Origin of the sequence: Sphingomonas sp. BK481, assembly GCF_014194875.1 — a bacterium.
GTDB lineage: Bacteria > Pseudomonadota > Alphaproteobacteria > Sphingomonadales > Sphingomonadaceae > Sphingomonas > Sphingomonas aerolata.
The window spans coordinates 91,025-117,041 of the sequence record NZ_JACIAP010000004.1; the positions used below are offsets into that span (position 1 = coordinate 91,025).

Annotated in this window: 21 protein-coding genes; 7 read left to right on the top strand and 14 right to left on the bottom strand. The window is 66.9% G+C overall.

Translation table 11 applies throughout. The annotated features are described in order from the left end of the window. The first annotated feature begins 57 nt into the window (after positions 1-57). The 4 genes from FHY04_RS09455 to FHY04_RS09470 all read left to right on the top strand — a co-directional run bounded on the left by FHY04_RS09455 (position 58) and on the right by FHY04_RS09470 (position 5,573). Positions 58-1,947: an ATP-binding protein gene (locus FHY04_RS09455; RefSeq protein ID WP_183936433.1), complete on the top strand. Its 1,890-nt coding sequence runs from the start codon at positions 58-60 to the stop codon at positions 1,945-1,947. A 115-nt stretch (positions 1,948-2,062) separates the two neighbouring features. Further along, positions 2,063-3,256: an LPS export ABC transporter permease LptF gene (gene lptF / locus FHY04_RS09460; RefSeq protein ID WP_031394134.1), complete on the top strand. Its 1,194-nt coding sequence runs from the start codon at positions 2,063-2,065 to the stop codon at positions 3,254-3,256. Next, complete coding sequence (lptG, locus tag FHY04_RS09465; RefSeq protein WP_031394135.1) at positions 3,253-4,350, top strand: LPS export ABC transporter permease LptG; 1,098 nt, start codon at positions 3,253-3,255, stop codon at positions 4,348-4,350. The genes lptF and lptG overlap by 4 nt, the downstream gene beginning before the upstream one ends. A 68-nt stretch (positions 4,351-4,418) precedes the next feature. Then, complete coding sequence (locus FHY04_RS09470; protein ID WP_183936255.1) at positions 4,419-5,573, top strand: GNAT family N-acetyltransferase; 1,155 nt, start codon at positions 4,419-4,421, stop codon at positions 5,571-5,573. 43 nt (positions 5,574-5,616) lie between these two features. Here the strand turns inward: FHY04_RS09470 and FHY04_RS09475 are convergent, their stop codons facing one another. The 9 genes from FHY04_RS09475 to FHY04_RS09515 all read right to left on the bottom strand — a co-directional run bounded on the left by FHY04_RS09475 (position 5,617) and on the right by FHY04_RS09515 (position 19,358). Then, entirely contained in the window at positions 5,617-6,009 is a 393-nt protein-coding gene (locus FHY04_RS09475; protein WP_031394137.1) for a response regulator, read from the bottom strand. Positions 6,010-6,073: 64 nt separating this feature from the next. After that, positions 6,074-8,548 carry an ATP-binding protein gene (locus FHY04_RS09480; protein ID WP_183936256.1) on the bottom strand — a complete coding sequence of 825 codons (2,475 nt, stop codon included), beginning with the start codon at positions 8,546-8,548 and terminating at the stop codon, positions 6,074-6,076. Beyond that, the gene (locus tag FHY04_RS09485; protein WP_260171432.1) at positions 8,549-9,838 is read right to left on the bottom strand and encodes an EAL domain-containing protein; all 1,290 of its coding nucleotides are present in this window, start codon (positions 9,836-9,838) and stop codon (positions 8,549-8,551) included. It abuts the gene before it with no gap. Between the two features lie 725 nt (positions 9,839-10,563). After that, positions 10,564-14,820 (bottom strand): translocation/assembly module TamB domain-containing protein, encoded by a 4,257-nt coding sequence (locus tag FHY04_RS09490; protein ID WP_183936257.1) that lies wholly within the window; start codon positions 14,818-14,820, stop codon positions 10,564-10,566. Next, positions 14,820-16,991, bottom strand: coding sequence for a BamA/TamA family outer membrane protein (locus tag FHY04_RS09495; RefSeq protein WP_183936258.1), 2,172 nt, complete (start codon positions 16,989-16,991; stop codon positions 14,820-14,822). Before FHY04_RS09495 ends, FHY04_RS09490 begins: the two co-directional genes overlap by 1 nt. Positions 16,992-17,091: 100 nt before the next feature. Continuing rightward, positions 17,092-17,535, bottom strand: a complete 444-nt coding sequence (locus FHY04_RS09500; RefSeq protein ID WP_052380969.1) for a hypothetical protein — start codon at positions 17,533-17,535, stop codon at positions 17,092-17,094. Next, entirely contained in the window at positions 17,532-18,305 is a 774-nt protein-coding gene (locus tag FHY04_RS09505; protein WP_260171433.1) for an A24 family peptidase, read from the bottom strand. The genes FHY04_RS09500 and FHY04_RS09505 overlap by 4 nt, the downstream gene beginning before the upstream one ends. A gap of 61 nt (positions 18,306-18,366) precedes the next feature. After that, on the bottom strand, positions 18,367-18,834 hold the full coding sequence (locus FHY04_RS09510; RefSeq protein WP_183936259.1) for a GNAT family N-acetyltransferase: 468 nt from the start codon (positions 18,832-18,834) through the stop codon (positions 18,367-18,369). 32 nt (positions 18,835-18,866) lie between these two features. Beyond that, a complete protein-coding gene (locus FHY04_RS09515) occupies positions 18,867-19,358 on the bottom strand; it encodes an SH3 domain-containing protein (RefSeq protein ID WP_183936260.1) in 492 nt (163 codons plus the stop codon). A gap of 162 nt (positions 19,359-19,520) precedes the next feature. Here FHY04_RS09515 and FHY04_RS09520 point away from each other — a divergent pair, with 162 nt between their 5' ends. Beyond that, positions 19,521-20,543, top strand: coding sequence for a D-glycerate dehydrogenase (locus tag FHY04_RS09520; protein ID WP_183936261.1), 1,023 nt, complete (start codon positions 19,521-19,523; stop codon positions 20,541-20,543). A 91-nt stretch (positions 20,544-20,634) separates the two neighbouring features. Further along, entirely contained in the window at positions 20,635-20,826 is a 192-nt protein-coding gene (locus tag FHY04_RS09525; RefSeq protein ID WP_031395371.1) for a hypothetical protein, read from the top strand. Between the two features lie 47 nt (positions 20,827-20,873). Here the strand turns inward: FHY04_RS09525 and FHY04_RS09530 are convergent, their stop codons facing one another. From FHY04_RS09530 to FHY04_RS09545, 4 genes are all read right to left on the bottom strand, one after another. Beyond that, a complete protein-coding gene (locus FHY04_RS09530) occupies positions 20,874-21,122 on the bottom strand; it encodes a hypothetical protein (protein WP_197977766.1) in 249 nt (82 codons plus the stop codon). Positions 21,123-21,244: 122 nt separating this feature from the next. After that, positions 21,245-21,871 (bottom strand): LysE family translocator, encoded by a 627-nt coding sequence (locus FHY04_RS09535; protein ID WP_031441353.1) that lies wholly within the window; start codon positions 21,869-21,871, stop codon positions 21,245-21,247. A gap of 25 nt (positions 21,872-21,896) precedes the next feature. Next, positions 21,897-23,300, bottom strand: coding sequence for a nitronate monooxygenase (locus FHY04_RS09540; RefSeq protein WP_183936262.1), 1,404 nt, complete (start codon positions 23,298-23,300; stop codon positions 21,897-21,899). Positions 23,301-23,368: 68 nt separating this feature from the next. Further along, a complete protein-coding gene (locus FHY04_RS09545) occupies positions 23,369-24,505 on the bottom strand; it encodes a glycosyltransferase family 4 protein (RefSeq protein ID WP_183936263.1) in 1,137 nt (378 codons plus the stop codon). 138 nt (positions 24,506-24,643) lie between these two features. On the opposite strand from FHY04_RS09545, the gene FHY04_RS09550 reads away from it, so the two are divergent. Continuing rightward, positions 24,644-24,850: a hypothetical protein gene (locus tag FHY04_RS09550; protein ID WP_183936264.1), complete on the top strand. Its 207-nt coding sequence runs from the start codon at positions 24,644-24,646 to the stop codon at positions 24,848-24,850. 35 nt (positions 24,851-24,885) lie between these two features. On the opposite strand, the gene FHY04_RS09555 is transcribed toward FHY04_RS09550, so the two are convergent. Continuing rightward, positions 24,886-26,001, bottom strand: a complete 1,116-nt coding sequence (locus FHY04_RS09555; protein WP_183936265.1) for a glycosidase — start codon at positions 25,999-26,001, stop codon at positions 24,886-24,888. Positions 26,002-26,017: the final 16 nt, after the last annotated feature.

Consider the following 26,017-nt stretch of genomic DNA (forward strand, 5'->3'; position numbering starts at 1 on the left):
GCCGACGCGGCAGCCCTTGGGGGCGGTGCGACCTGGCGGACCATCACGCTCATCGTGATGGCGCTGCTGGGCGCCGCCGTTCTGGTCGGGCTCATCGCCACGCTGAGCAGCGCGAACCGCCAGCGCGACAGTGCGTTGCGGCTGCAGGCGCACAGCTATGACGTGATGATCCTCGCGCGCACGCTGTCGAGCACGATCGCCCGGTCCGAAGCGTCGCTCGGCCGCTATGTGATCAGCGGCGACCGACAGCTGGGCCGGCTCTATTTCGAGGAATGGGTCCTGGCCGGGACGCAGCTCAACCGGCTCGAGCGGCTGACCTACGACAATGGCGAACAGCGCGGGCACATCGCCGAACTGCGCCAGGCCTATGAGGACCGCGGCCGCGAGCTGTCGATGACCGCGCTCAGCACCAATTACGGCAAGAATTCGCAGGCGTTCGCGCGCTATTACCAGGGCCGCAACGCTCCGACGCTGATCGCGATCAACCGGACGCTCGACCGGCTCATCGCGCGCGAGCGGGCGCTGCTCGACAACCGGACGTCGCGGGCGATGGCATCGGTCGAACGTTCGAGCTCGATCGCGGGCGTGCTCGCGGTGTTCGGGATGCTGATCGTGCTCGGCGCGATCGGGCTGGGCTGGTTCACGATCCGCGCGGTCAGCGACCGGGCAGTCGCGCAGGCGGACGCGGACATGGAACGCAGCCGCGCCGAGGAACTGTCCGCCGCGGTCGAACAGGCGACGGCCGAGCTGCGCGTACAGGACGCCAAGTTGCGCCAGGTCCAGAAGATGGACGCGGTCGGCAGGCTGACCGGCGGCATTGCGCATGATTTCAACAACATGCTTGCCGTCATTCTGGGCGGGCTGGAACTGGCGCTGCGCAACATCGCGCGCGATCCGGCGACCGCGCGGCGGCACATCGAGAGCGCGACCGACGGCGCTACCCGCGCCGCCGCGCTGACCCGCCGGCTGCTCGCCTTCAGCCGCGAGGATTCGCTGAAACCCGAGACTATGGGGGTTGCAGGGCTGGTCGAGGGCATGTCCGACCTGCTCGACCGCACATTGGGCGATGCGATCACGCTGCACGTGGTAGACGCCTCCGAGGGCTGGCGGGTCCGCGCGGATCGCGTCCAGCTCGAAAATGCGGTGCTCAACCTTGCGGTCAACGCGCGCGACGCGATGAACGGCCGCGGCACGATGATCGTGACCACCGGCGCCGCGGTGCTGGCCGCGGGCGCGATCGGCGACTGCCCGGCCGGCGACTTTGCCACCATCACGGTCGCAGACGATGGCAGCGGCATGTCGCCGGACGTCGCCGAGCGCGTGTTCGAGCCGTTCTTCACCACCAAGGAAACCGGCAAGGGCACGGGCCTTGGCCTCAGCCAGATCTTCGGCCTCGTCCGGCAGCTGGGCGGCGAGATCGCGATCGCCAGCGTGGTCGGCGAAGGGACGACGGTGACGCTCTATCTGCCCCGCGACACCAGGGATCCCGCGATCGAGCCGCAACCCGTCCTGCCGTTTGCGGACCTGCCAGAGCCGGTGCAGCCCGTCGCGCCGATGGGGCTGAACGTGCTGGTGGTCGAGGATGATCCGCGCGTGCTCGCCGCCACGATCGGTGCACTCGAGGAGCTTGGCCATCATCCGGTCGCCTGTGACGACCCGACCCATGCGGCGGCGATGCTCGCGCGTCACGGCGCGATCGACCTGATCATTTCCGACGTGCTGATGCCGCGCCAGACGGGGCCCGAGATGATCGCGGCATTGCGGCCGCTGTTCCCCGACATCGCGATCCTGTTCGTCACGGGCTTTGCGGGTGAAGCCGCGACGAGCGAATTCGGTGAGCATGAGGTGTTGCGCAAACCCTTCACGCTGAGCGGCCTGGAACGCGCGGTCGCGGCGGCGATGGGCACCGATCGCCCCACCCCGCCCCGCCAGATGGCGGCCGAATAGACCGTGACAGGCCCGCCCCGTCCGCCCTATATCCCTGACCCTATATCCCGCGCGAAAAGCTGATATAGACCCGCCCCACGCCTCGCGTTCGAGGCGCTCGCAGAGCCCCCGCTTCATGAAATCCATCGATCGCTACATGGCCCGGCTGATCGCGGTCCCGCTCTTTTCGACGCTGATCATCGCGGCGATGCTGCTCGTGCTCGACCGGATGCGCCGGCTGTTCGATTTCGTCGCGACCGAGGGCGGACCGATCAGCGTCGTCTGGCGGATGCTCGCCAATCTGCTGCCCGAATATCTCGGCCTCGGGATTCCGATTGGGCTGCTGCTCGGCATCCTGCTCGCGTTCCGCAAGCTCGCGACGACGTCGGAACTCGACGTTCTGCGCAGCGTCGGGATGAGCTATACCCGGCTGCTGCGGGTGCCCTATATGTTCGCCATCGTGCTGGCGATCGCGAACCTGCTGATCGTCGGCTATCTCCAGCCGATCGCCCGCTATTATTACGAGGGGCTCCGCTTCGAGCTGCGCACGGGCGCGCTCGGCGCGTCGATCAAGGTCGGTGAGTTCACGCATCTGGGCGACCGGATGACGCTGCGGATCGAGCAGAGCCGCGACAAGGGGCGCGAGCTGTCGGGCATCTTCGTCCATGCGCAGACGCCCAAGAACGACTGGATCGGCGTCACCGCGGAGAAGGGACGCTTCCTCGCGACCGACGATCCCAACGTCATCATCTTCCGTCTCGCCAACGGCACGCTGATCCACGAACGGCCCGAGTTCAAGACGCCGCGCGTGCTGACCTTCAGCAGCCATGACCTGCCGATCAACCTGCCCAAGTTCGAGAGCTTCCGCGTCCGCGGCGGGCGCAACCTCGAATTCACGCTGCCCGAACTCGCGCGTGCAGGGCATGAGGCGGCGACGCCCGAGCTGCGCGATGCGAGCCGGTCCGAATTCCACTTCCGGCTGGCGGAGGTGGCGATGATGTTCCTGCTGCCGATGCTTGCGGTGGCGCTCGGCGTGCCCGCGAAACGATCGACGTCCGGTCTCGGCGTCTTCCTGTCGATCGTGATGATCGTCACCTATCACAAGGTGAACCAATATGCGGCGGACGTCGGCGAGCTTGGCCGGATCGACCCGCTGATCGCGCTCTGGGTGCCGTTCACGGTGTTCGCAGGGCTGATCCTGTGGATGTACTACACCATCGCCTATGTGCCCGGCGGCGAACCGATCGGTGCGCTCGAGCGCGGCGTCGGCCGGATCGGCAAGGCGATCACCAGCCGGCTGCCCGGGCGCCGCAAAGAGAAGACGGCATGAGCAGGATCACGATCTTTCCGTCGCGCACGGTCGCGGTCTATATGGGCCGGCTGTTCATGACGCGGACGTTCAGCATCCTCGCGGCGCTGGTGCTCGTGCTCCAGGCGCTCGACCTGCTGAGCGAGTCGGGCAACATCCTGGCGCAGGCGGGGAATGGCGACGCCCAGGTCTGGCAATATGTCAGCCTGCGCGCACCGCAGATCATCGCCTTCGCGCTGCCCTTCTCGGTGCTGCTCGGCACCATCCTGACGCTGATCACGATGAACCAGAACAGCGAGATCATCGCGCTCAAGGCGTCGGGGCTGTCCGCGCATCAGGTGCTCGCCCCGCTGCTGATCGCCAGCCTGGTCGTCGCGATCGTCAGCTTCAGCTTCAACGACCGCGTCGTGTCGCGCGCCACCGCCACCCTGTCGCAGTGGCAGAAGGTCAATTACGGCGCGATGCCGATCGACCGTGGCGACCGTGCCAATGTCTGGGTCCGCGACGGCGACGACCTGATCCAGGTGAACCAGACGCGCGGCAAGGGCGCGGGCACGCGGCTCGGCGGGGTGACGCTCTATGATCGTGCTGGTGGAAGCCTCGTCTCGATCATCCGCGCCCCCAATGGCAAGCGCGTCGCCGGGGGCTGGGAGATCGGCCCCGCGACGCGGTTCGACGTCGCCAGCGGCACGCTGACCACGCTCGGGTCGGTGGTCGTCGGGCGCGATGTCCGGCCCGACCAGTTCACGCTCGCGAGCGTCGACGCCGACAGCCTGTCCTTCGGCGCGCTGAAGGCGGCGATCGGCGATCTGGCCGACGCGGGGCGCCCGACCAAGGCCCTCGAGGGATCGCTCTGGCACAAGCTGTCGGGACCGCTCTCCTCGGTGCTGATGCCGCTGCTCGGCGCGGTCGCGGCGTTCGGTATCGCCCGCTCGGGCAAGCTGTTCGTCCGCGCGGTGATAGGCATGGGGCTGGGCTTTGCCTATTTCGTCGCGGACAATTTCGCGCTCGCGATGGGCAATCTCGGCGCCTATCCGCCGTTCCTCGCTGCCTGGGCGCCCTTCCTCCTGTTCTTCCTGATCGGCGAGGCTGTCCTGTTCCGGACCGAGGAATAGCCGCTGTACGAACCGCTTGATCGTCGATATCCGCAGCGGCTGACGACGCAGCGCTGAGGGGCGAGCCAATGGCCGGTACGATAACGATCCGCAAGGTCGAGACGAAGCGTGATCGCAAGGTCTTTGTCGACGTGCCCTTCGGCCTCTATCGCGACGATCCGCACTGGGTCCCGCCGCTCAAGACCGAGGCTCTCGGACTGATCACGCCTGAAAAGAATGGCTGGTTCAGCCATGCCAAGGCGCAACTGTTCCTCGCCGAGGAGAATGGCCGGGTCGTCGGTCGCATCTCGGCGCATATCGACACGCTCGCGCTCACCATGCCCGCCGAACAGGGCTTTGGTCCCGGCGTCGGCCAATGGGGGCTGATGGAGGCGGAGAGCGAGGCCGTATTCCAAGCTTTGCTCGCCGCGGCCGAGGATTGGCTGCGGGCGCAGGGCATGACGCGGATGCTCGGCCCGATCAGCATGTCGATCTGGGAGGAGCCAGGGCTCCTCATCGAAGGCTATGATCACGCGCCGACGATCATGATGGGGCATGCACGCCCCGAATATCGCGACTGGGTCGAGCGGTCGGGCCAGGTCCCAGTCAAGCGGCTGATGACCTATGAAGTCGACGTCACGCGGCAATTCCCGCCGATCGTCCAGCGGATCATCAAGTCCGGCGAGAAGAACCCGCGCATCGTCATTCGCGAGGTCGACAAGTCGCGGTTCGAGGACGAGGCCGCGATCATCCTCGCCATCCTCAACGATGCCTGGTCGAGCAACTGGGGGTTCGTTCCGCTAACGCCCCCCGAGATCAAGGATGTCGGGGTCAAGCTCAAGCCGATCGTCTTCAACGACCTGATCCGGATCGCCGAAGTCGACGGCAAGCCCGTCGCGTTCATGATCACGCTGCCCGACCTGAACGAGGCGATCAAGCCGCTGCGCGGGTCGCTTTTGCCGTTCGGTTGGGCCAAGCTGTTGCTGTGGCTGCGCAAGCCAAAGGTGAAGACGGTCCGCGTCCCGCTGATGGGCGTCGTCCGGGAGCTGCAGTCGTCACGCATGGCAAGCCAACTCGCCTTCATGATGATCGAATATATCCGCCGTTCCGCCTCCCAGGATTATGGCGCGACCCGCGCCGAGATCGGCTGGATCCTCGACGACAATCAGGGGATGCGCTCGATCGCCGAGACGATCGAGAGCCGCATGAACAAGGTCTACCAGGTCTACGAAAAGACGCTCTAGCCCAACCGTCGGCCCTGCCTGCACTTATCCGGCGGCGGGCGGATCAGCCGATCAGCCCGTCGCCCTGTGCCTCACGCGCGAGGATCCGGCCGATCGCGTCGAACAGCGAATCCATCGCGACCGGCTTGAAGATCACATCGTCGGCGCCCGCGGAAAGACAGCGCTGGCGGAGGTCGGGGGCGACGTCCGCGGTCACGACGATGATCGGGACCATGCCCTTGGCGTCGGACCGCGCGCGGATGTGGCGGATCGCGGTGATCCCGTCCATGCCCGGCATGCGCAGGTCGACCAGCACCATCTCGAAATCCTGCTCGTCGAGGATTTCGAGGCCACGCTCGGCGCTTTCCGCCTCGACCATCGTCGCGCCGGCCACGTCGAGCATGTCGCCCACCACGCGGCGGTTCATGCGATCGTCCTCGATGAACAAGATGTTCAACATATCCTCCGTGACGGTTCGACCGGGAGAGGCGCGCTGTCCGTCATTGCTAGGCGTTTACGCATCAAGCCGCCCGCGAGACAAGATCGGGAATTGCGTTGTTTTTAACTACCGGCGACGCGAAGATCGCTTCGACCAGATCCGCACCCGATACAGGCTTCGCAACGATGCGTGTAATGGCAGTCGTGAGCAATGCCGGATCGTCGAGCCGATCGGCGGGCCACAACAGCGTCGTCGCGGCATCACCTGCCGCCCGCGTCAGCTGCTCCAGCGCCGGCCCCAGATCGCCACCGGCGCGCAACGTCGCATCGTCGATCACGATGTTCGCGACGACCGTCTGCGCCAGCAGTGTAACAGCCTCGTCGATCGAGGCGGCGGTCAGGACGATGTCGCAATGCGGCGTCACCAGGGTCCGGAACATGCTGCGCATGATGGGATTGCGGTCGATGATCAACGTCGCCGCGCCGGTTCCCTGATCGGCGCCCAGGTCGCCGAGCGCGATCGCCTCCGCATGGACCAGCGGCAGGCTGAGCGTGAACGTGGCGCCCTGCCCTTCGCGGCTGGTAACCGTGACGTCGCCGTTCATCGCGCGCGCGAGGTTGCGACAGATCGACAGGCCGAGCCCGGTGCCGCCGAACTGCCGCGTCGTTCCGGCATCTGCCTGCCGGAAGGATTCGAAGATCTCGTCGAGCTTGTTCGCCGGAATGCCGATGCCCGAATCGGATACGTCGAGCCACAGCCGGTCTTCGCCGGTCCGCAACGCTACCGTCACCGCGCCCACGCGAGTGAATTTCAGCGCGTTCGACAACAGGTTGAACACGATCTGCCGCACCCGCGCGGCGTCGCCCATGATCCGGGCGGGGCAGTCGGCCATGTCGAGCGTGAACGACAGCCCCTTCGACCGGGCCTGCTCCTCCCACATTTGCGCAGCATCGGTCACCGTGGCGCACAGATCGAACGGCGCGAACTCGATCGTCAGGTTGCCGGTTTCCATCTTGGCGATGTCGAGAATGTCGTCGACCAGCGCGCGCATCGTCGCCCCCGCGCCGCGCACGATGCCGAGGCGATCGCGCAGGTCGGGCGTGAGGCGCGAGTCGGCGAGCATGACCTCGGTCATGCCCAAGATCCCGTTCAGCGGCGTGCGGATCTCGTGGCTGGTCGTGGCCAGGAACTCGGTCTTCGCCGCAAGCGCCTTGCCGAGCGCCGCGTTGGTGATCGCGAGGTCGTCATTCGCGGCGCGCACCTTGTCGCGACTGCGGCGAATCGTCACCAGCCCCAGCGCGAGCAGGCCGATGATGATCGAAACCGCCGCGATCGCGCCGATGAACATCAGCCGCTGCGTCTTTGCCCGGTCCTTCTCGTACCGCACGCTGCGCTCGAGCTCATCGGCGCGCAGTTTGGAAATCTTGAGTTCCTGGTTCGCGAAGTCGAATCGCGCCGCCAGCAAGGCCGTGCTCATATTCGTGGCGAGTGTGGTAGCCTGATCATCCAGACGCTTCTGCGCCTCGAGATGGACGAGCGCGTCGAGGGGCCGGTCGAGGGCCTTATAGATCGCATAGGCAACCTGATGCCCCTCCCGATACGACAGGTTGGTCTTCGTCAGATCGACGCCCGCAAAACGCTGCGTGATGAGCGCGAGCGCGCGCGGCAAATTCCCCTGTTGGAGGGCGACTTCGGCGGCGATCGGCAGCAGCTGAACCCGCCAGACTGCGGCCTCCGACTGCATGGCAAGGCGCTGGCTGGCAGCGATCGCCTTTGCCGCGGCTGCGGTCTTGCCCGCCTTTAGCAATACATGCGCGATATTCCCCTGGATGCGGGACTGCAGCAGCGGGCTCTTCATCTGCTCGGCGAGCGCCAGTGCCTTGCGATACTGTGCGACAGACTGGTCGTAACGGCCAAGATCCTGATAGCAGGAGCCCCGGTTATTGTAGATCGCCACCAGCAGGCCCGGGTCGCCATGGTAGACGTCGAGCGCCTGGCTGAGATATTTGAGGGCGGACTCGCTGTCATTGCCATCGCCGTACAGCGTGGCGATCAGCATGAGCGCCTTGGCACGGTTGCGCATGTCCCCAAGCGTGCGGAAGATATTGTGCGCGGCCTGATAGTCCGCCAGCGCCGACGCCAACTCCGCGCGAGTCGCATGAACGCCCCCGCGGGATAGAAGGATCTCGGCATTCAGCGCCGAACCAGGATCCAGCCTAACCACCGTTGCCAGAGCGTTGTGGATCAGCACGGCGGCGCGATCGTCGCGATCGATCCGCAGCGCCGCTTCCCCCTGCAGCCAGCGCGCGGTCGCGACGGCCAGCTGCCGCCTTTCGGGATCCGCTATGGCGGCGGCGGCCTGTTCGGCTGTCGATGCCCTGCGGATGGCCTCACCTGGATCGGTCTGCACCAGCGACTTGGCGTTCCCGATGGCGATATCGAACCGGACCTGCGGCAGCGGCTCTGCCCCGGCTGCCGCGGGCACTGCGCTGACGGCGAGAAGGATCGCCGGCAGCCCATGCCAAAGGCTTAGCCGCCGCCGACCCAGCTGGTTCACTCAGCCGGTCTTCCGGACGGCCGCGATCCGCGTGAGCGGTGACCGCACGTCGCGGGCGATTGCCAGATGACGCTCTTCCGCGAGGAACGGCAGCAGAGCGTCGATACCGATCGGGCGACTCACCAGAAATCCCTGAATCATGTCGCACCCCATGACCGACAATAGCGCCATCGCCGAGGGCGTTTCGACCCCTTCTGCGACGACTTCCATTTCGAGCGCGTGCGCGAGGTCGATCGTTGACCGGACGATCAGCGGATCGCGGTTCGAACTGGTGAGTTGCGTGACGAAGAGCTTGTCGATCTTGAGCTCGCTGGCGGGAAGCTGCTTGAGATAGGCGAGCGACGACAGGCCGGCACCATAATCGTCGATCGCGATCACGATGCCGATATCCGCGAAGATCTGCAAATTCCGGATCGCGCTTTCCGGATCGCGAATCACCGACGTCTCGGTGATCTCGAAGCCGAGACGCGCACCGCTCGACGTGATCATCTCGCACGCCTGCCGCACGAATCGCGCATCGGCGAGCAAGACGCCGGCGATATTGATGAAGATCGGCAGTTCATGACCATGCGCCGCCAGGATCCGCTGGTCGCCGATCACCTGCTCGATCGTCCATAGCGTGAGCGCAACGATGTCGCGGCTCTCCTCCGCGATCGAGATGAAGTCGCTCGGCAGTACGAGGCCGCGCTGCGGATGGCGCCAGCGGACCAGCGCCTCGACACTGACGATCTCCTGCCGACGCAGATGGACCTTGGGTTGATATTGGAGGAACAGCTGGTCGCCGCCGATCGCCTTGTGCAGCTCGCGCGCCAGCATCAGCCGGTCGAGCGACGCGCTGGCCGCCGATACGTCGCGCGCGATCGGTCCGCGCTCGACCCGGGCATCGGCAAGCGCGAGCTCGGCTTCCTCGATCAGGCGGACCTCGTCGTGCTGCGGTGCGCGGACCGATGCGCCGCCCAGCGTCAGGTCGACGTGATAAAGTTCGCCGTCGATGTCGAACGGCGTGGTGAAGGCATGTGCGATCAGCTCGAGCGCGAGGTCGAGCTCGTTCTGCTGATCCGCCAGAAGCGCGATGTCGATCAGATCACGCGCTGCTATTTCTGTACGCGATTGCGGCAGAACCGCCGCGATCCGCAGCGCGATATCGCCGACCAGCGTGTCCGCGCGCGCGCGTCCGACATGGCGGCGAAGCATTGCGAAATTCGCGACCTCGGCGAGGATGACGAATTGCCAGCCATGAAAGGCCACGGGCAGGCACGACATAGTCGCGGGATCCGACACGTCAGTCATGCGACAGCCTCGCAGACGCATAACCGCCGCGATGCGAGTCGCACGTGCAGCCGAAAGGAATATGCGAGAGGTCGATCATCCCTAAACGCTAGCTGCCGATACTGAAGATAGCGTTAAGCCTCCCATGCTGGCACGTAAACGTGGTTAACGATTAATAAACCATGTTGAATTCAAGTTAACGCCCGGTTAACTTCCCCTTGCGTCCTAACGGGCGTGAACAAGGGAGAAAAAAGTGCTGAAGCTCATTCTTTCGCTCATCTACGGCGACCACATGCGCCCCTGGTAAACAGGTGCCGGCCCGGCGTTTTTGGAAAAACCCGCGTATCGCGGGCAAGCTTCCATTGGCGCCGGGCCACTTTGAATGCCATTCAATTATAGTGTTTTAAGACCCGTTATGGCCTGAAGCCGACGGGTAGACGCCGACGGGCCAACCCCACGGCCGTCTGGATATGTGACCGGTCGCTACCGCTGCAGCGCGCGCATGACGCCGCCCGGCTGCACCATACAGACAAGATGGGCGGCGCATCCGCACCAAGGCGCAGGGCGAAGCAGCCCGCCTGCAAAACCAGCAACACAATATATGGATCGGCGTAGCGCGCCCGCGTTCGCAATCAGGCAGACCTGTGTCTGGCTGCGAGGATCGCGCGGCGAGCTTTACGCGCCGCGCCTCGCGTCTGGGAAGATCCCGTGGCGGGCGTGATTCGCGCCGCCACGGGATGATGCGATCAATAATCCTTCGAGTATTTCACGCTGGCGTTGGTCCCGCCCTGCGCGCCGGCCGACGAGAGCAGGCTGAGCGCCTTGGTCAGGGCAATCTCGAGCTGGGTCGAGGTGAAGCCCTTGGCGTCGGTGACGATCTCCACATAGATGTTGTCGGTCAGGTACTTGCCTGCCGCAAGGCTGGTGCCGCGCCCGCTGGCCTCGTCCGCGCCAAGCACGCGGAGACGATCGAAGCCGGTCGCCGAACGCAGCTTGCCGAGCGGATTCAGACCGCCACCCGACCCGCGCAGCGAATTGAGCGCGGACGCCAGCTGGATCGCCTCGGTCGCCGAGAGATTCTCGGGGTTGGTCCCGAACAACAGCCGGCTCAGCACCTCGTCCTGCGGCAGCGCCGGGGTCGAGGTGAAGGCGATCTGCGGGCGCTGGCCGGTACCCGTGACGTTGATGACGACGGTGATGTTGTTCGTGGTCGTCGTCGCCTGGATGTTGATGTCCGGATCGGTCAGCGCCCCGCCACGGAAGCGGATCGTGCCGCGATTGACCTCGAACCGCTTGCCCGCGAACGAATAGGTCCCGCGGACGATGTCGAGCCCACCGGTGACAACCGGCGCGGTCGACGTGCCGGTGATCCGCATGTCCATCTCCCATTCCGATTCGAGACCCATGCCGGACACGAACAGCTGGTTCGGCGCACGCACCCGGAGGTCGAGCTTGATGACGCTCGGCGGCGCGGGCCGCGCGGGACGATCGGTCGGCAGCGCGGGCCGGATCTCGCTCTTGCGGCGGATACCGGTCAGCTCGGCGACTTCCGCCTGACCCTGGCGGATGATCTCGTAACGCGCCTCCGGGATCTGCAGGTCACCCTTGAGCAGTCCGCCATCGCGGCCATAGGTGAACCGCACCGACCCGGTCGTCGTCGCACTTAGCGCGTCGCTCTTCGCGAGCTGTGCATTGTCGAGCGTCGCGCGCAGATCGATCGGGAAGCCGCTGTCCGCGGCAAGCCCGACGCTGCCCTGGGCCTGGACGCTGCCATTGCCAGCACGAGCCCGCAACTGCGTCAGTTCAAGCCGGTCGTTATTGAACCGCGCGTTGATCGCCATCTGCGAAAGCCGCGTGCCGTAGACCTCATTGTCATAGGTCAGCGAATCGGCCCGCACGATACCGTTCAGACGCGGGGCTTGGACACGCCCGGAGAAGTCCGCCGCGATCGCGATCGGCCCTGACAGCTGCTGGTTGGGCAGCGCGGCCAGGCTGAACAGCACTGCCGATGGCCCGTTATAGCGGATGCCACCCGACAGCGGTGCCGCCATGAGCCGTTCGGACCAGGACGCGCCAGCGCCCAGCGGCCGGAGATTGGCGACCATGCGCCCCACCACCGTCGGCCCGCGCCGAACCAGCGCGCGACCGGTCCCGCCATCGGCATTCAGCGTGCCGGCGAACACGATGTCGACCGGATCGGACACCGCCGCGATCCCCGTGCGGGTGAAGTTGCTCACCGTCGCACGGACGTTCGCCGTAGGCACCGCAGTGCTGTTGGCCTGGGCGAAGTCGAGGCTGCCCGTCGCCGTGCCACCGATCCCGAGATTCGGCATCAGCGCGCTCAGCACCGACAGGTCGAGCTTGTCGAGCCGCGCCTGTGCGTTCAACCCGCGGCCATAGCTGCCGGCAAGACGCGCTGCGCCGGCCGCGGTCCCCTGACCGAAGTCGATCCGGGTCGGCGAAAGACGATAGACGCCCTGAGCCGCCTGGATTCGCGCGGGATTGGCGGTGCGGAAGTCGATCCCGTTCGCCTGCCCCTTCAGCGCAACGAGATAGTTCTCGGGGCTCAGCTTCGCATTCATCGCGAGGCGGAATGGTACGCCGCTCGACCCCGTCGCCAGTGCCTGGGCGGTGCCCTTGCCACCGACGTAATTCACCTTTGCGCGCGCGGCGGACAACACGACCTCGCCGTAGCGCATGTCGGCGATCTGGACGTCGGCGATCACTTCGGGCGCCTTGGGGTACAGCACCGCGCTGGCATCGACGATCGCGCGGCCGATCGTGAAATCGACCATGCCCGGAATCTTCGCGCCATAAGCCCGCGCAGCGACATCGGCGCGCTGATACCCGCCCTGGTTGGCGAGACGGACATTGCCCGTCAGCCCCTGCCCCGCGAACTGCAGCGCACCGGCGAACGGCCCTGCCGCACTCTGCACGATCCGGCCGCGTGCAACGATGCCCGCGAAGACCGCACGGCGCACGTCGACCGCCAGCTGCGTGCCCGGCGTGACCAGCACATCGGCGGTGAAGGGGCCGTAATCGGTGCCGCTGCTGGCGACGACGGCATATGCGCCGTTCCGCCCGACGACCCGCGCCTGGAGATTGACCAGCCCGACGCCGACGCCGGGCCGCGGTGCGCGCAGAACGACGACCGGCGCCGTCGCACTGCCCGTTACCCGCGCCGACAGCGGCCCGTAGACGGTCGAATAGGCATCCGCGTTGACGAGAACCGCGCCGGTGGCCGGATCGAACCGCCCCTCGCCGCGCGTCACGCGGAATTGCGGCGCGTTCATCCGCAGGTTGCGGAAGGTCACGATCCCCTCGGGGCTGTAGCCGATATCGGAGCGGACGATCGCGTTTCCGCCGAGGAAGCTGCGCGCGCCTTCGTTGAAGATCTGCGCGGTCTGCGCGACGACGCGCCCGGTGATGCCGAACCCGCCATTGGAGCCCGGCACCAGCTTCGCATCGGTCGTCAGGTTGACGATGCCGATCCCGTCGACGCGGTAGTTGTTGACCCGCCCCTTGAGCGCGCCGGTGTAGCGTCCGGTCGACATGTTGGCGACTACGACCGCGGTCGCATCGATCTTGTCCGAACGGATCTTGAGATTGTCCGACAGAACATTGACGCCGGAGATCGCAAAGTCCCCGTCGATCGCGACGTTGGTCGCAAGGCCGCCAACCGCCGCATTGAGCCCGGTCACGCGACGTGCGCGCGCCTTGATCGGCAGGAGAATGCGGTCGGCATTCACGCGCGCAAGACCCTCGGCATAGAGGTTCTCGACACCCATGTCGCCAAAGGCGATCGTCGCGGCCCGCACCTTGTAGTCGACGGTCGGTGTCGCGAACGCCCCGTCGAGGACGACGCGCGCGGTGACATCGCGACCGCGCAGATTGGGCAGGATCGCTCCCGGGGTCAGAAGCTTCGCGTCGACCGCGAAGTTGGCGAACCGGCTGTTGGCGAGATCGATCAGGCCACCGGCATCGACCGCGAGCGCATCCGACTTCAGCGTCATGCGCGTGTCGGCCTTGCGGTCGTTCAGCGTCGTGTCGATCGCCACGTCGAGCTGCGGCGCGGTCAGGCGCTCGACCGGGCCTTCGAGATACAGGCCGGGGCGGGTCGCGCCGCGAACCTCGATATGGCCGTTCTTCGCGGTCAGGCCGAGATTGGCGAGCTCGCCGCCGCCCAGCGTCGCGACCGCACGGCCGCGCCATGCGGCCCAGCTTCCGCGTCCGTCCACCGTCGCGGTCAACGGTGCCTTGAGCGACCCCATCGTCGCGACCACGCCGCCGACCGGCGCGGTCAGCTTGACGTTGACGTCGAGCTTGTTCTGTTCGGGCACCGCGTCGAGCTTGAGGATGAGGCGGTCACCGCCGGCAATGCCGGGGCCGGCCAGCGCAGCGGCATTGGTCGTCAGCTGCGCGCGCTTGTCGGCGATATGGACCGCGCCGTCGATCTTGAGGATATGCGTCTGGCCCGTCACCGGCTTGCCGATCACGAACCGGTCGATCACCAGCCGGTTCACGTCGATATCGAGATCGGGCAGCAGCGGCGCGTTGGGATCGGTCGGGGTTGCGTTGAGCACCGGACGGCGTTGCAGCGTGACAAGCGGCGTGGTCAGCGACCGGACATCGACATGGTTGCTGGCAAAGGCGAACGGGCGCCAGTCGACGCGCAGCTTCGGGCTGGTGAGGAACACACCGGTCGGGTCCGACACGCGGACGTCGCTGAGCGTCATCGCGCCGTAGATGGATCCGTCAATCCGGCCCACCTTGATGTTAAGGCCGGACGCGGTCGTATAGCCGCCGATCTGATCCGCGACGAGGCGGCGGCCGGGATCGGTGTTGATCCCGAACAGCACGATCAGCACGAGGGCGATCAGCGCCACGATCAGGATCACGATCCCCTTGAGGATCCGCTGCCAGAGCGGCCGCTGGGCCACGACACTGTCGTCAGCCTGATTGATAGGTCCCTGGTCGGCAGGGGGTGCGCCGTTTTCGGCCATCAGAATGCCTGCCCGATCGAGATGTAGAGCGCGACCTTGCCGTCGCCCTCGCGTGGGTTCAGCGGCGTCGCGACGTCGATGCGCATCGGACCGAAGCTGGTGTAGAAGCGACCGCCGATACCCGCGCCGTAGCGCAGGCTCGACAGGTTCGGCGTGCTGCTCTCATAGCTGTTGCCGGCATCGATGAACGGCACGATGCCGAAATCGCCGAACCGGTAGCGCGCCTCGAGCGCGAACTCGTTGAGCGAGCGCCCGCCGACCGGGTCGCCATTGGGATCGAACGGCCCGAGCCGCTGATAGCCATAGCCGCGGACCGATCCGCCGCCGCCGCCATAATAGCGCCGCGAGGGTGCCAGATCGTCGCGCGCGACGCCCTGGATCGTTCCCGCCTGGGCGCGGCCGGCGATCACGATGCTGCTCGACACGGGATAGTAGAAGGTCCCTTCAACCATCGCGCGGACATAGGGTTTGACCGAGCCCTGCACCGATGTTTCGGGGCTGGCGTTGAGCCGCAGGCGGAACCCCTTGGTCGGGTTCAGCAGGCTGTCGGAGCGATCGAACAGCAGCTGTCCGGGCAGCGCGACGATGCCGTAGGTGCGCCGGACGTTTCGCCCCTGCGCGAAGTCATAGACGCTCTCGTTCGTGCCGACGAGTTCGCCGCCATAATAATAGGTGATCGGCTTCTGCCAGATCGGCGTCGAATCATAGCTCCAGCGGATGCCGACGCTCGTCGTGAACGCCTCATAGGCGTCGTAGTTCGAATGATTGGCCCCGGCCGTCAGGCTGAACGTGCGGTCGCGTCGCCCGGCATTGGCGCGGCGGAACGTGCCCGCAAGCCCTTGTTCCTGCGTCCCCGCGATCACCGACGCGAGCAGGCCACCCTCATAGGGAAACAGGTTGCGATGCTGCCAGGTCCCCTCGGCGCGGAAGCCCTGCCCCGTCGAGAAGCCGACATTGCCGCCCAGCGTGCGCGCCGGGCCCTTTTCCTGCCGGACCAGCAGGTCGACCTGCTCGGTGCCGTCGGGGTTGGTGCGGCCGGTGCGCTGCGGCACCACCGAGACGCTCTGGAACAGGCTCGTCGCGACCAGCGCGTCGCGCAGGTCGTCGGTCATCCGGTTGTCGTAGAGCTGCCCCGCCTCGAACCGCGTAAAGACGTTCAGATGCTCGATGTCGAACACTGCGTCGCCTTCGGTGCGCAACTGCCCGAACGAAGCGCGCGGACCCGTATCGACGGGCAGCGTATAGGCACCGGTCGGGACCTGCGCCTCGTCGTCGAGCAGGATGTCGCGCTCGCCGACCTTGACGAAGGGATAGCCCATCTGCGGCAGCATTAGCGAGACATTGGCCTCCGCCCCCTGGATCCGGTCCGCCTGGATCGGATCGCCGACCTTCAGCGGCAACTGGCTGCGCACCAGATCCGGCGGAATGGTCTGCGCGGTCTTCACGTCGATCGAGCCGAGCGTGTAGAGCCGCCCCGGCTGTGCGCTGACGATCGCCTTCAGCCGGCCGGGCTTTTCGGGCACGGTTTCGATCGTCGAGACTGCGGTCGCGTCATAATAGCCGAGCGACTTCAGCAGCCGGACGACCAGCGCCTCGTCTTCCTTCGCGCGCGCCGAAACCTGCGTCGTGTTCGCCGCCTTGCCGCCACCCTTCAGCGCCGACAGGGCCTTGTAGCGCGCCTCGAGCCCGTCGCCCGCATCCGCCAGACCCTTGATCTCCGCATCATAGCGGATCTCGGGCGCATCCTTGTCCTTGATGTCCGCAGCGGTCGCCAGCGGTGCCGTGTCGTAGCTCGCGAGTGCAGGAAGCGGCACGACCAGCTGGGGATCTTCGGGACCGATGGGGGGCAATACGGCGCCCGACGCGGTCGTCGCGGGGGTCACATCCGTCGCGGGGGTCACGGGCGCCGTCTCGCTCGCCATCGGCTCGAGCGGTGCGTTGATGTCGTTCGAAAGCGGCGGCAGCGCCTGGTTGAATTCCGCGTCGGGAACGATCGGGGCGTTGCCCTTGGGATCGGCGACACCTGTGTCGGATCGCTGCTCGGCCGTGGGTGCGTCGGGTCCCTTTGCGGGCGCGGTACCGGGCTTTGCGAGCTGGGCTTCGCCGGGAGCGGCCACACTCGCCGCCAGAGCGATCGCGAGCCAATAGTGCCGTCTTGTCGAACTCGTCACAGGAAACACGATCCCCTTTCGAAGGGCGACCGCGTTCGATTCATCCCCGTTAATCCCTCGCAACGCACGAAACTTGGGTTGGTTTCCGTCATCCGGCGATTCACACGCAGCCGATCATGCCGGCCACCGGAAGGACGATGGTGTCACGGCCCGGCCGCTCAAGCCGTAGCGTCGCATTGGGCACCATCGCGCCGGACGCCAGGTCCTCGCGCGTGACGATCGTCATGTCGAGCGCGACGGTCAGATCGCCACCGCGATAGGTCGTCACCCCGGCAAAGCCGTAGCCACCCGGCCCGGCCTCGTCGACTCGCGCGTAATCGACCGGCTTGCCGTCGACCGCGAGACGCAACCGAGCCGAGTCGGCGGTCGCCATCGCCACCAGCGCGCGGTCGCCCGTCGACCAGAGATACGCCGCGCATCCCCGTGCGGGCATCGCCTGCTTGCCGATCGGACCGAGCGTCGCGGGAGCCTTGGTGGTGTCGCCGGGCACCGTCTTGGCGGGCGTGGCGGCCTGCACGGCCGCGGCGATAAGCAATAGCATCATCCGCCCGACGCTATCATGAAGAGCCAGGCCGGATAAGCCGCGATCGCCAGCAATGCGCCGAACGGCATCGCGGTCTGCCCGGTCACGGGTTTGCCGCCGACGCGCATCGTCAGCACCGCGCCCAGCCCGACCATGCTGGCGATCAGCAACACGGCGGGCAGCATCTGCCAGCCGAGCCACAGCCCGATCGCACCGAACAGCTTGGGATCGCCGCCGCCCATCCCGTCATGCCCACGGATCCGACGATAGCCGGCCGCGATCGCCCAGAGCAGGGCGAACCCCGCGACCCCGCCGATAAGCCGGTCGACTCCGTCAGGCGCCAGTCCGGCGACACCGCCCGCCGCGCCGCCGAGCGCAAGCAAGAGGGTCAGACGGTCGGGCAGCCAGAAGGCGACGAGGTCGAGCGCGGCGAGCGCCAGCAACAGCCAGCCAAAGACCGCGCCCCACAAGGCGGCCTGCCCCGGCGCGACGAGCCCGGCGGCAACGCCGATCGCCAGCCCGCACGCCTCGATCCGCCAGTGCAACGGATCGATCTGCGCACCGCAAGACCGACACCGGCCGCGCAGCAGCAGTGCACTGACCAGCGGGACGAGATCGATCGCGGTCAGCGTCCGCCCGCAGGCGTCGCACGCCGACCGCCCGCGAACGACCGACCGGTCCTGCGGCCAGCGAATCACCAGCGCGGCGATGAAGCTGCCGACGATCGCACCGAGCACGCCCAGCGCCGCCGCGGCGATCATCGGGCTCGGCACGGGCATGGCGTCGATCATCCGCCGCGCGTGCCGGGCACGTCCCGCGCCGTCAAGCCGATCCCGGCCGGCGCTGCCGCCGTCAGAGATCCAGCGTGTAATATCGGCTGAACCGCGACGGCGGATAGGACCCGAACCGCTTACAGCGGACAAAGCCCGCGCGTTCGTAAAGCGCGCGCGCCGCGGCATAGGCGGCGTTGCTCCCGGTCTCGAGGCTGATCCGCGTCGCGCCCATGTCTCTGGCATGGCTGGTCGCATGATCGAGCAGCGCCGCCCCGACCCCGCGGCGTACATGGTCGGGATGCGTCCGCATCGATTTCAGCTCGCAATGACCCGCGTCGAGCCGCTTCACCGCGACGATCCCGAGCAGCGTCGAATCGCCCCCCGCCCCGTCCCAGGCCGACCACACCACCACCGACGGATCTCGCAGCCCGGCGAGGTCGAGGGCAAAGACACAGCCCGGCGGCGAATTGGCATGCGCGGCGCGCTGGTGCAGCGCGACCAGATCGACGACCGCGTCGCGCGTCAGATCTTCGCGCTCTATCCGCATGACGCGATCCGGGTGCGACGGCGCGTCATCGCTCAGGGCAGCGCTTCGTCCGCATCGATTCCCCACAGCGCGTCGACGCGCACGAAACCGGCCTGTCCCTTGATGTCCATCTTGCACCAGCCATTGCCGCACTGGCTCAGCCGACCGACGACGCCGGGGGCCGCGCGCCATTGCAGGCGTCCGCTTTCGCTCGGGCGGTCGAGGATCGCGATCGGGGTCGTGCCGCGCACGATCGCGGTGCGCGTGCTGCTCATCAGATTGGCCTGCATCCAGCCTTCGGTGCCGTCCGGATCGGCGATCTTGCGCCATTCCTTGTGGATCGCGATCACGCGCACCGGCAGGTCGGCACGCTGATACAGCCAGCTGGCGGGATAGGCGCGGGCCGGCCCGGTCCGCAACCGCGCGCGCCCCGCCGAGATCGAGGCATAATAGGGGAGCTTGCGCACCGGATCCGCGGCGGCGGCAGGCTCGGTGCCCAGCGCCGCCGTGACGAGGGCGGCGAGCCCGAAGGCGAGAATGCGCATGCTGATGTCCTGTTGCCGACGCGGTTCGTGTCCGGCCAAGCTCTATCGCCACCGCGGCGGCGGTTTCAACTGCTAAGCGCGCGCGCCGCCGTTCCACGGATCGCAGCGCGGTTTTGCCGCTCCATCGTTGACGCCGTGGATGACGTTCGCCAAGCCACAGTCATGCCCGATCCACGCCCCGATAGCTGGCCCGACACCCGGCGCTGCCCCAACCCCAAGGTGATCGTCACGCGCGAACTCGCCGATGCGGTCATGGACCGTATGGCGGCGCTGTTCGACACGACCAACAACCACGGCGATGCCAAGCTCAGCCGCGACCAGCTGGCCGCCGCGATGGCCGATTGCGACGTGTTGGTCCCGACCGTCACCGACGATATCGACGCCGCGCTGATCGCCGGCGCGGGCGATCGCCTCCGCCTGATCGCCAATTACGGCGCGGGCGTGAACCATATCGACCTGAAGGCGGCGCGCGCGCGCGGGATCATCGTCACCAACACGCCGGGGGTGCTGACCGAAGACACTGCGGACATGACGATGTCGCTGATCCTGTCGGTGCCGCGGCGGCTGGCGGAGGGCGAGAAGCTCGTTCGTTCGGGCGCATGGACCGGCTGGAGCCCCGGCGGGATGCTCGGCCACCGGATCGGCGGCAAGGCACTCGGCATCGTCGGGATGGGCCGGATCGGACAGGCGGTCGCGCGCCGCGCCGCCGCATTCGGCCTCTCGATCCACTATCACAATCGCCGCCGCCTGCCCGTCGCGCTCGAACAGGCGCTCGGGGCGACGTGGCACGCCTCGCTCGACGAGCTGCTCGGCGCGGTCGACATCGTGACGATCCACACCCCGCTCAACGCCGACAGCCGCGACATGATCGACGCGCGGCGGATCGCGCTGATGCGCCCGCACGTCTTCCTCATCAACGCCTCGCGCGGCGGCGTGGTCGACGAGACCGCGCTGGTCGACGCGCTCGAGGCGGGCCGGCTCGCCGGTGCCGGGCTCGATGTCTGGCGCCACGAGCCGCAGATCGATCCGCGACTGCTCGCGCTCGATAACGTCGTGATGCTCCCGCACATGGGATCGGCGACGTTCGAGGGGCGGATCGCGACCGGCGAGAAGGTGATCCAGAACATCCGGATGTGGGCCGATGGCCACCGTCCGCCCGATCAGGTGCTCGAAGGCTGGGCCTGACGGTCCCTCACCCGTCCCCGCGCCTGTGCCCGGAACCGATTCCGCAGTGCGGCATTTGTTGGATACCCCCGGAGAGAAAGAGGAGTATCCCATGAAGAAGATTGCTGTTTCCGCGCTGCTGATCGCGTCCGCCGTGTCGATGAGCGCCTGCTCGACGCTCAAGGGCGCAGGCATCGGTGCTGCGGGCGGTGCGGGTGTCGCCGCGGCGACGGGCGGTAGTGTCGAAAAGGGCGCAGCGGTCGGTGGTGCCGGCGGCGCGGTGGTCGGCACGGTCGCCGACTGAAACGTCTGGCGCGCGCGGGCCTGACGGTCCGCGCGTCGCCCCTCAAATCACCGTGCGCGGATCCAGCCGGTCCGCTGGACGCTGCCCGTCAGGACCTTCGACCCGAACGCCTTGGCGACGGTCGCGGCATCCGCAATGTTCATCAGGACGATCCGTGTTCCGCCCGACGGCAGCGATTCGATCGCGCTGATCTCGGCCTTGTGCTTGGCGCACATCGCGACGGCCTGGGCCTCGGTGACGCGTACGTTCATCGCACGCGAAATGGGCGCTACATCGGCGCTGGGCGTGGTGGTCATCTGATAATCCCGGCAGGGAGCGGGAGCGCGATACGTCTCTCAGTCGTGGCTTGCCCGAATGAAGCGCCGCAATGCGTCCGGTATGCGCGCTATCCCGCCGATCGGCAACCTCGGCCGCCGTGTCAGACGCGCGTTCCGAGCAGTGCGAGACCGAAGCCGACGAACACCGCCCCCGTCGCGCGGTCGAACGCGCGCCGCAGTGCCGGTCGCGTCAGATGCCGTGCGAGCGTGCGTCCGCTCATCGCATAGACCGCATACCAGAGGCTTTCGACCACCGCGAAGGTGACGACGAGGATCGCGAACTGCGGCCCCTGCGGCGCGGCGCGGTTGACGAACTGCGGCAGGAAGGCGGCTGCGAACAGCAGCAGCTTGGGATTGCTGATGCCGATCACGAACCCGCCGCGGAACAGCCGTGCGGCCGACATCGTGCGCGGCAACGTGTCGGCGCCGAGATCGACCGGCCCGCCCGCACCGCGCCACGCCTTGATCCCCAGCACGATCAGATAGGCGACGCCGGCATAACGCAGCGCATCGAACACGCGCGGCCAGGCGGTCAGCAAAGCCGCGACCCCCGCCGCCGATGCGGCGAGGACGAGGACCAGCGCGGTCAGGCACCCCGCCATAGCCGCCAGGCTGCGCCGCGCGCCGAAGGTCATGCTGCGCGTCATGACGTGCAGCATGTTCGGCCCCGGCGTCCCGCACAACAGGATCACCGCGACCAGGAACACCGTCCACGCATGCAGCGTCATGCCTTTGCCCCCTACCCTGACCGACTCAGTCGCCGGTCAGGATCCGATCGACCAGCTGCCCGACGCTCGGCACGAACCCGTTGGAATAGAACGGGTCCTTCTTGAAGTTATACGCCGCATGGCCGGCGAACATCAGGTTCTGGTCGATGTCGCCGCCATGCGCGATATCCTGCAGCGTCTTCTGGATGCAGAAGCTGCGCGGGTCGGCGAGCCGCCCCGTCGAGTTGGTCTCGGTATCCGCCCAGCTCGAGAAGGAGCATTGCGACAGGCAGCCCATGCAGTCCGCCTGGTCCTTGCGGATCATGCCCTTTTCTTCCGGACCGACGAAGACCAGCGTGTTGTCCGGGGTCTTGAGTGCGTCGGTAAAGCCTTCGCCGAACCACTGGCGTGCGCGCAGCAGGTCGTTGCGCGTCACCCAGAAATTCTTGCCCTTCACGCCGACGTCGAGCTGGAAGATGTGGTCGCCCGCCTCCTGCGTCGAAAACGCGATCTGGCGCTCGGACCGCGCCTCGAGGCTGCGCAGGAACGGGTTGCGCACCGCCGAGGAATAGAAACCGGTCGGCGAGAATTTGTGCAGCAGCACATCGCCTTCCTCGATCTTCGTCAGCGCATCCTTCCACCCCTGCGGGATCGGGCTTTCGCGCGTGAGCAGCGGGCGGGTACCGAACTGGAACGCGATCGTGCCGAGCTCGGGATTGTCGATCCAGTCGTTCCAGTCGCGCAGATACCAGACGCCGCCCGCCATCACGATCGGCACGTCGTCCGAAATACCGCCCTCGCGCATCACGTCGCGCAGTTCCTTCACGCGCGGATAGGGATCCTGCGGCTTCAGCGGATCATCGGCATTCGACAGGCCGTTATGCCCGCCCGCGAGCCAGGGATCCTCGTACACGACCGCGGCGAGCCACTGCGCCGCCTTCGAATAGGCGCGCTTCCACAGCGCACGGAACGCCCGCCCCGAACTGACGATCGGCAGATAGCTGACGCCGTAGGACGCGGTGATCTCGCTGAGCTTGTAGGGCATGCCCGCGCCACAGGTGACGCCCGCCACCTTGCCGCGCGTCCGCTCGAGCACGCCGTGCAGGATCCGCTGCGCGCCGCCCATTTCCCACAGCACGTTGATGTTGATCGCGCCCTTGCCGTCGGCGATCTCATAGGCGCGCTCGACCTGCTGGACCGCACCGTCGATCGCATACTGGACGAGCTCCTCATGCCGGTCACGCCGCGTCAGCGCCGCATAGACCTGCGGGATGATCTTGCCCTCTGGATCGTAACTATCGGCATTCACGGCAGAAACCGTGCCGATGCCACCTGCGGCGGCCCAGGCTCCGGCCGACGCATGGTTGGTCGCCGCGACTCCCTTGCCGCCTTCCACCAGCGGCCACACTTCGCGACCGTTATAGACGATAGGCTTCAGGCCCTTGAACACGACGTCACCTCTCCCGGAAAATACGGCCCCCTATATCGCAAGGGCGCAGCGTGCGAGCAAATTAAGACCTAGGTTAGCGCGCCGGGTCTGCCGAGCGCCTCTTCGTACAGCGTACGGTAGCGCGCGATCATCACCGATTCGTCGAATTCAGCCCGCGCCCGCCGCTGATTCGCCGCCCCGATCGACGCGCGCAGCGCCGGATCCGCGACCAGCGCCTGCAACGCATCGCGCAGCCGTACCTCGCTCGGCGCTTCGGTGATGAACGGCAGGTTTTCGGGCGCGACCATCCGCGCGACGTCGCCGACCGGATAGCTCGCGATCGGCAGGCCGGCGGCCATCGCCTCGACCACCGAGATAGGAAACTGCTCGCTGCGCGACGACACAGCGAGGATGTCGAAATGCCCGATAAACCGATACGGCCGATCGAGAAATCCCGGCAGGACGAGCGTGTCGGCCATCCCCATCGCCGCCGCCGCCTGCGCGATCCGCGCGCGCTCGGGCCCCTCGCCGACGATCACCAGCCGCACCCGCCCCGACACGCCGCCGACCGCGCGCACCAGTGCGGTCAGGTCCTTCACCTCGCGCAGACCCGCCAGCGCGCCGATGACGACTTCCTTCGCCTTCGGGACGAACCCCGGGATCGCCTTGGGTTCGGGCTTTTGCGCGTAATAGGCGGTGCCGATGCCGTTCACGATCCGGTGCACCCGCTCGCGCGGCTGTTTCCAGGTCTTCAGCGCAATCGCCTCGAGCACCTCGGACGGTACCGCCAGCGCATGTGCCGCGCCCAGCGCGAGGCGGCGATAGATGTTGCGCTCGATCTTCAGCCCGCCCGCCTCGTCGGCGTTGAACCCGTCCTCGTGATGGACCAGCGGCGGTGCGCCCTTGCCGAACGCGCGGCGCGCCATCGCCCCGTCGATCGCCCCCCAGTTATAGCTCAGCACCAGATCGAACCGCCGCATATATTGCGCGATCGCCTCGTAGCGCGCGACCGACGGCTTGCCCGTCAGCGGCGGCGGGTTCTGCGCGATCTCGTAGCGAATCCCCTTGGCGATCGACGCCTGCGCGCCCAGCGCATCGGGCACGCCCGACACGATGGTGTGCTTGGCGCGATCGCCGAACGCATTCATCAACCGCACCGCCCGCGCCTCCTTCCCGCCGAGATCGAACGAGGAGTGGAGATGCAGGATGTTGACGGGTGCGGCCATGCCGACGCGATGCCGATTTCTCGCCGGGGTTTCAAGGGAGCAGGCGCGCCGGATCGCTGTCAGCTTCCGCCCCCTTGCGGACACTAGAAGCATAATTTCATGCCGTGCTATGATGCCGACAACGGAGGGGGGCGGACGGTGAAAACACTGGATGACTTGATCGAATGGGCGAACGAGGAGCGCAAAGAATCTCTACGACAGGTCGATCTCTTCAGTAACGGCGGAGTGAAGGCACAGCTTGTCATGCCGGATGGCACTACGCAGGATATTACTGCCGGGGTGCTTTCGCATCAGAAAGCGAACGTAGATGCTTTCACCAGTCTTGTGTCCGCCTTGGAGAGGTAAGGTCCGCTTCCCACCAAAATACGCCACGAACCGCATCAGGCGGGCGGGTCGAACGCAGTCTTCGCGATGTGCGTGATCCGGCACGCCAGATCCGCCTCGCCGCTCGCGACCACGTAGAAGTCGCCCGCGTCCGCAATGCCCGTCGTGAAGACGACATTGTCGACGTACATCTGGTCCTTCAGCGGTTCGGTCAGCGCGGGGTTCGCCTCGAGCAGCGGCGCGTGCTGGGTCGCGATCGTGATCGACGGGTCGTCCTTGTCTAGGATCGACCAATAGGTGCGGTAGATGCCGACCACGCCCGACGGCTCGACGCCGTGCCACAGGCTCAGCCAGCCGCGATCGGTCAGGATCGGTGGCGTCCCCCCGCCCATCCGCGCGGTCGAGATCGTGGCGGCGTGCGGGCGGATGCCGGGCTTGTCATGCGGCTTCCAGTGGAGCGCGTCGGGCGAGCGCGACAGGTTGATCGACGGCCCGGCGCGCCATTCGCTGCCCGGCGGATAGGCGAAATACAGGTCGCCGAGTGGCCGCGTCTGCGCCCAATATTGCCCGCCGATCAGCCCTTCGAAGATCAGCATGTCCTTGTTCTGGTGATCGAGCACGATCCCCTCAAGCTGCCAGTCGAGCGCATCGGCGGACGAATAGAGCGTGGTCGAATGCCGTTCCGGGCTGACCGAACAGGTGGTCATCAGATAGCGGTCGCCGACCTTCGAGATGCGGGCATCCTCGACGCCGTAGCATTGATAGGGCGTGCGCGGCGCGATCGCCTTGTCGTAATGGACCGCGACGACCGAACGGCCCTCGGCGTCGAGCTCGACCGGCAGGAGCCAGGACAGCGAGGTCAGCGCCATCACCTTCCATCCGCCGCCGGGGATCAGGAATTTGCGCGGATCCTTGGTGTCGACCATCTGCAACGGCCACGCATCGCGCAGATAGGCGCCGTCCTGCCAGCGGATCGCATGGACGTTGCCGCCCTTGACCGGCTCGCGCAACGCCTCGGCCACGCGCACCATCAGCAGCAGATTGCCGTTCGCCAGCCGCGTCATCCCCGGATTGAACGCGCCGAGCACATAGGTCTCGGCCCCGACCTTGCCCGCCAGCGGCGAGCGCGACAGGTCGATGTCGGCGGGAGTGAAGACGAGCTGATCGAACATGCTATTCTCCTTGAAG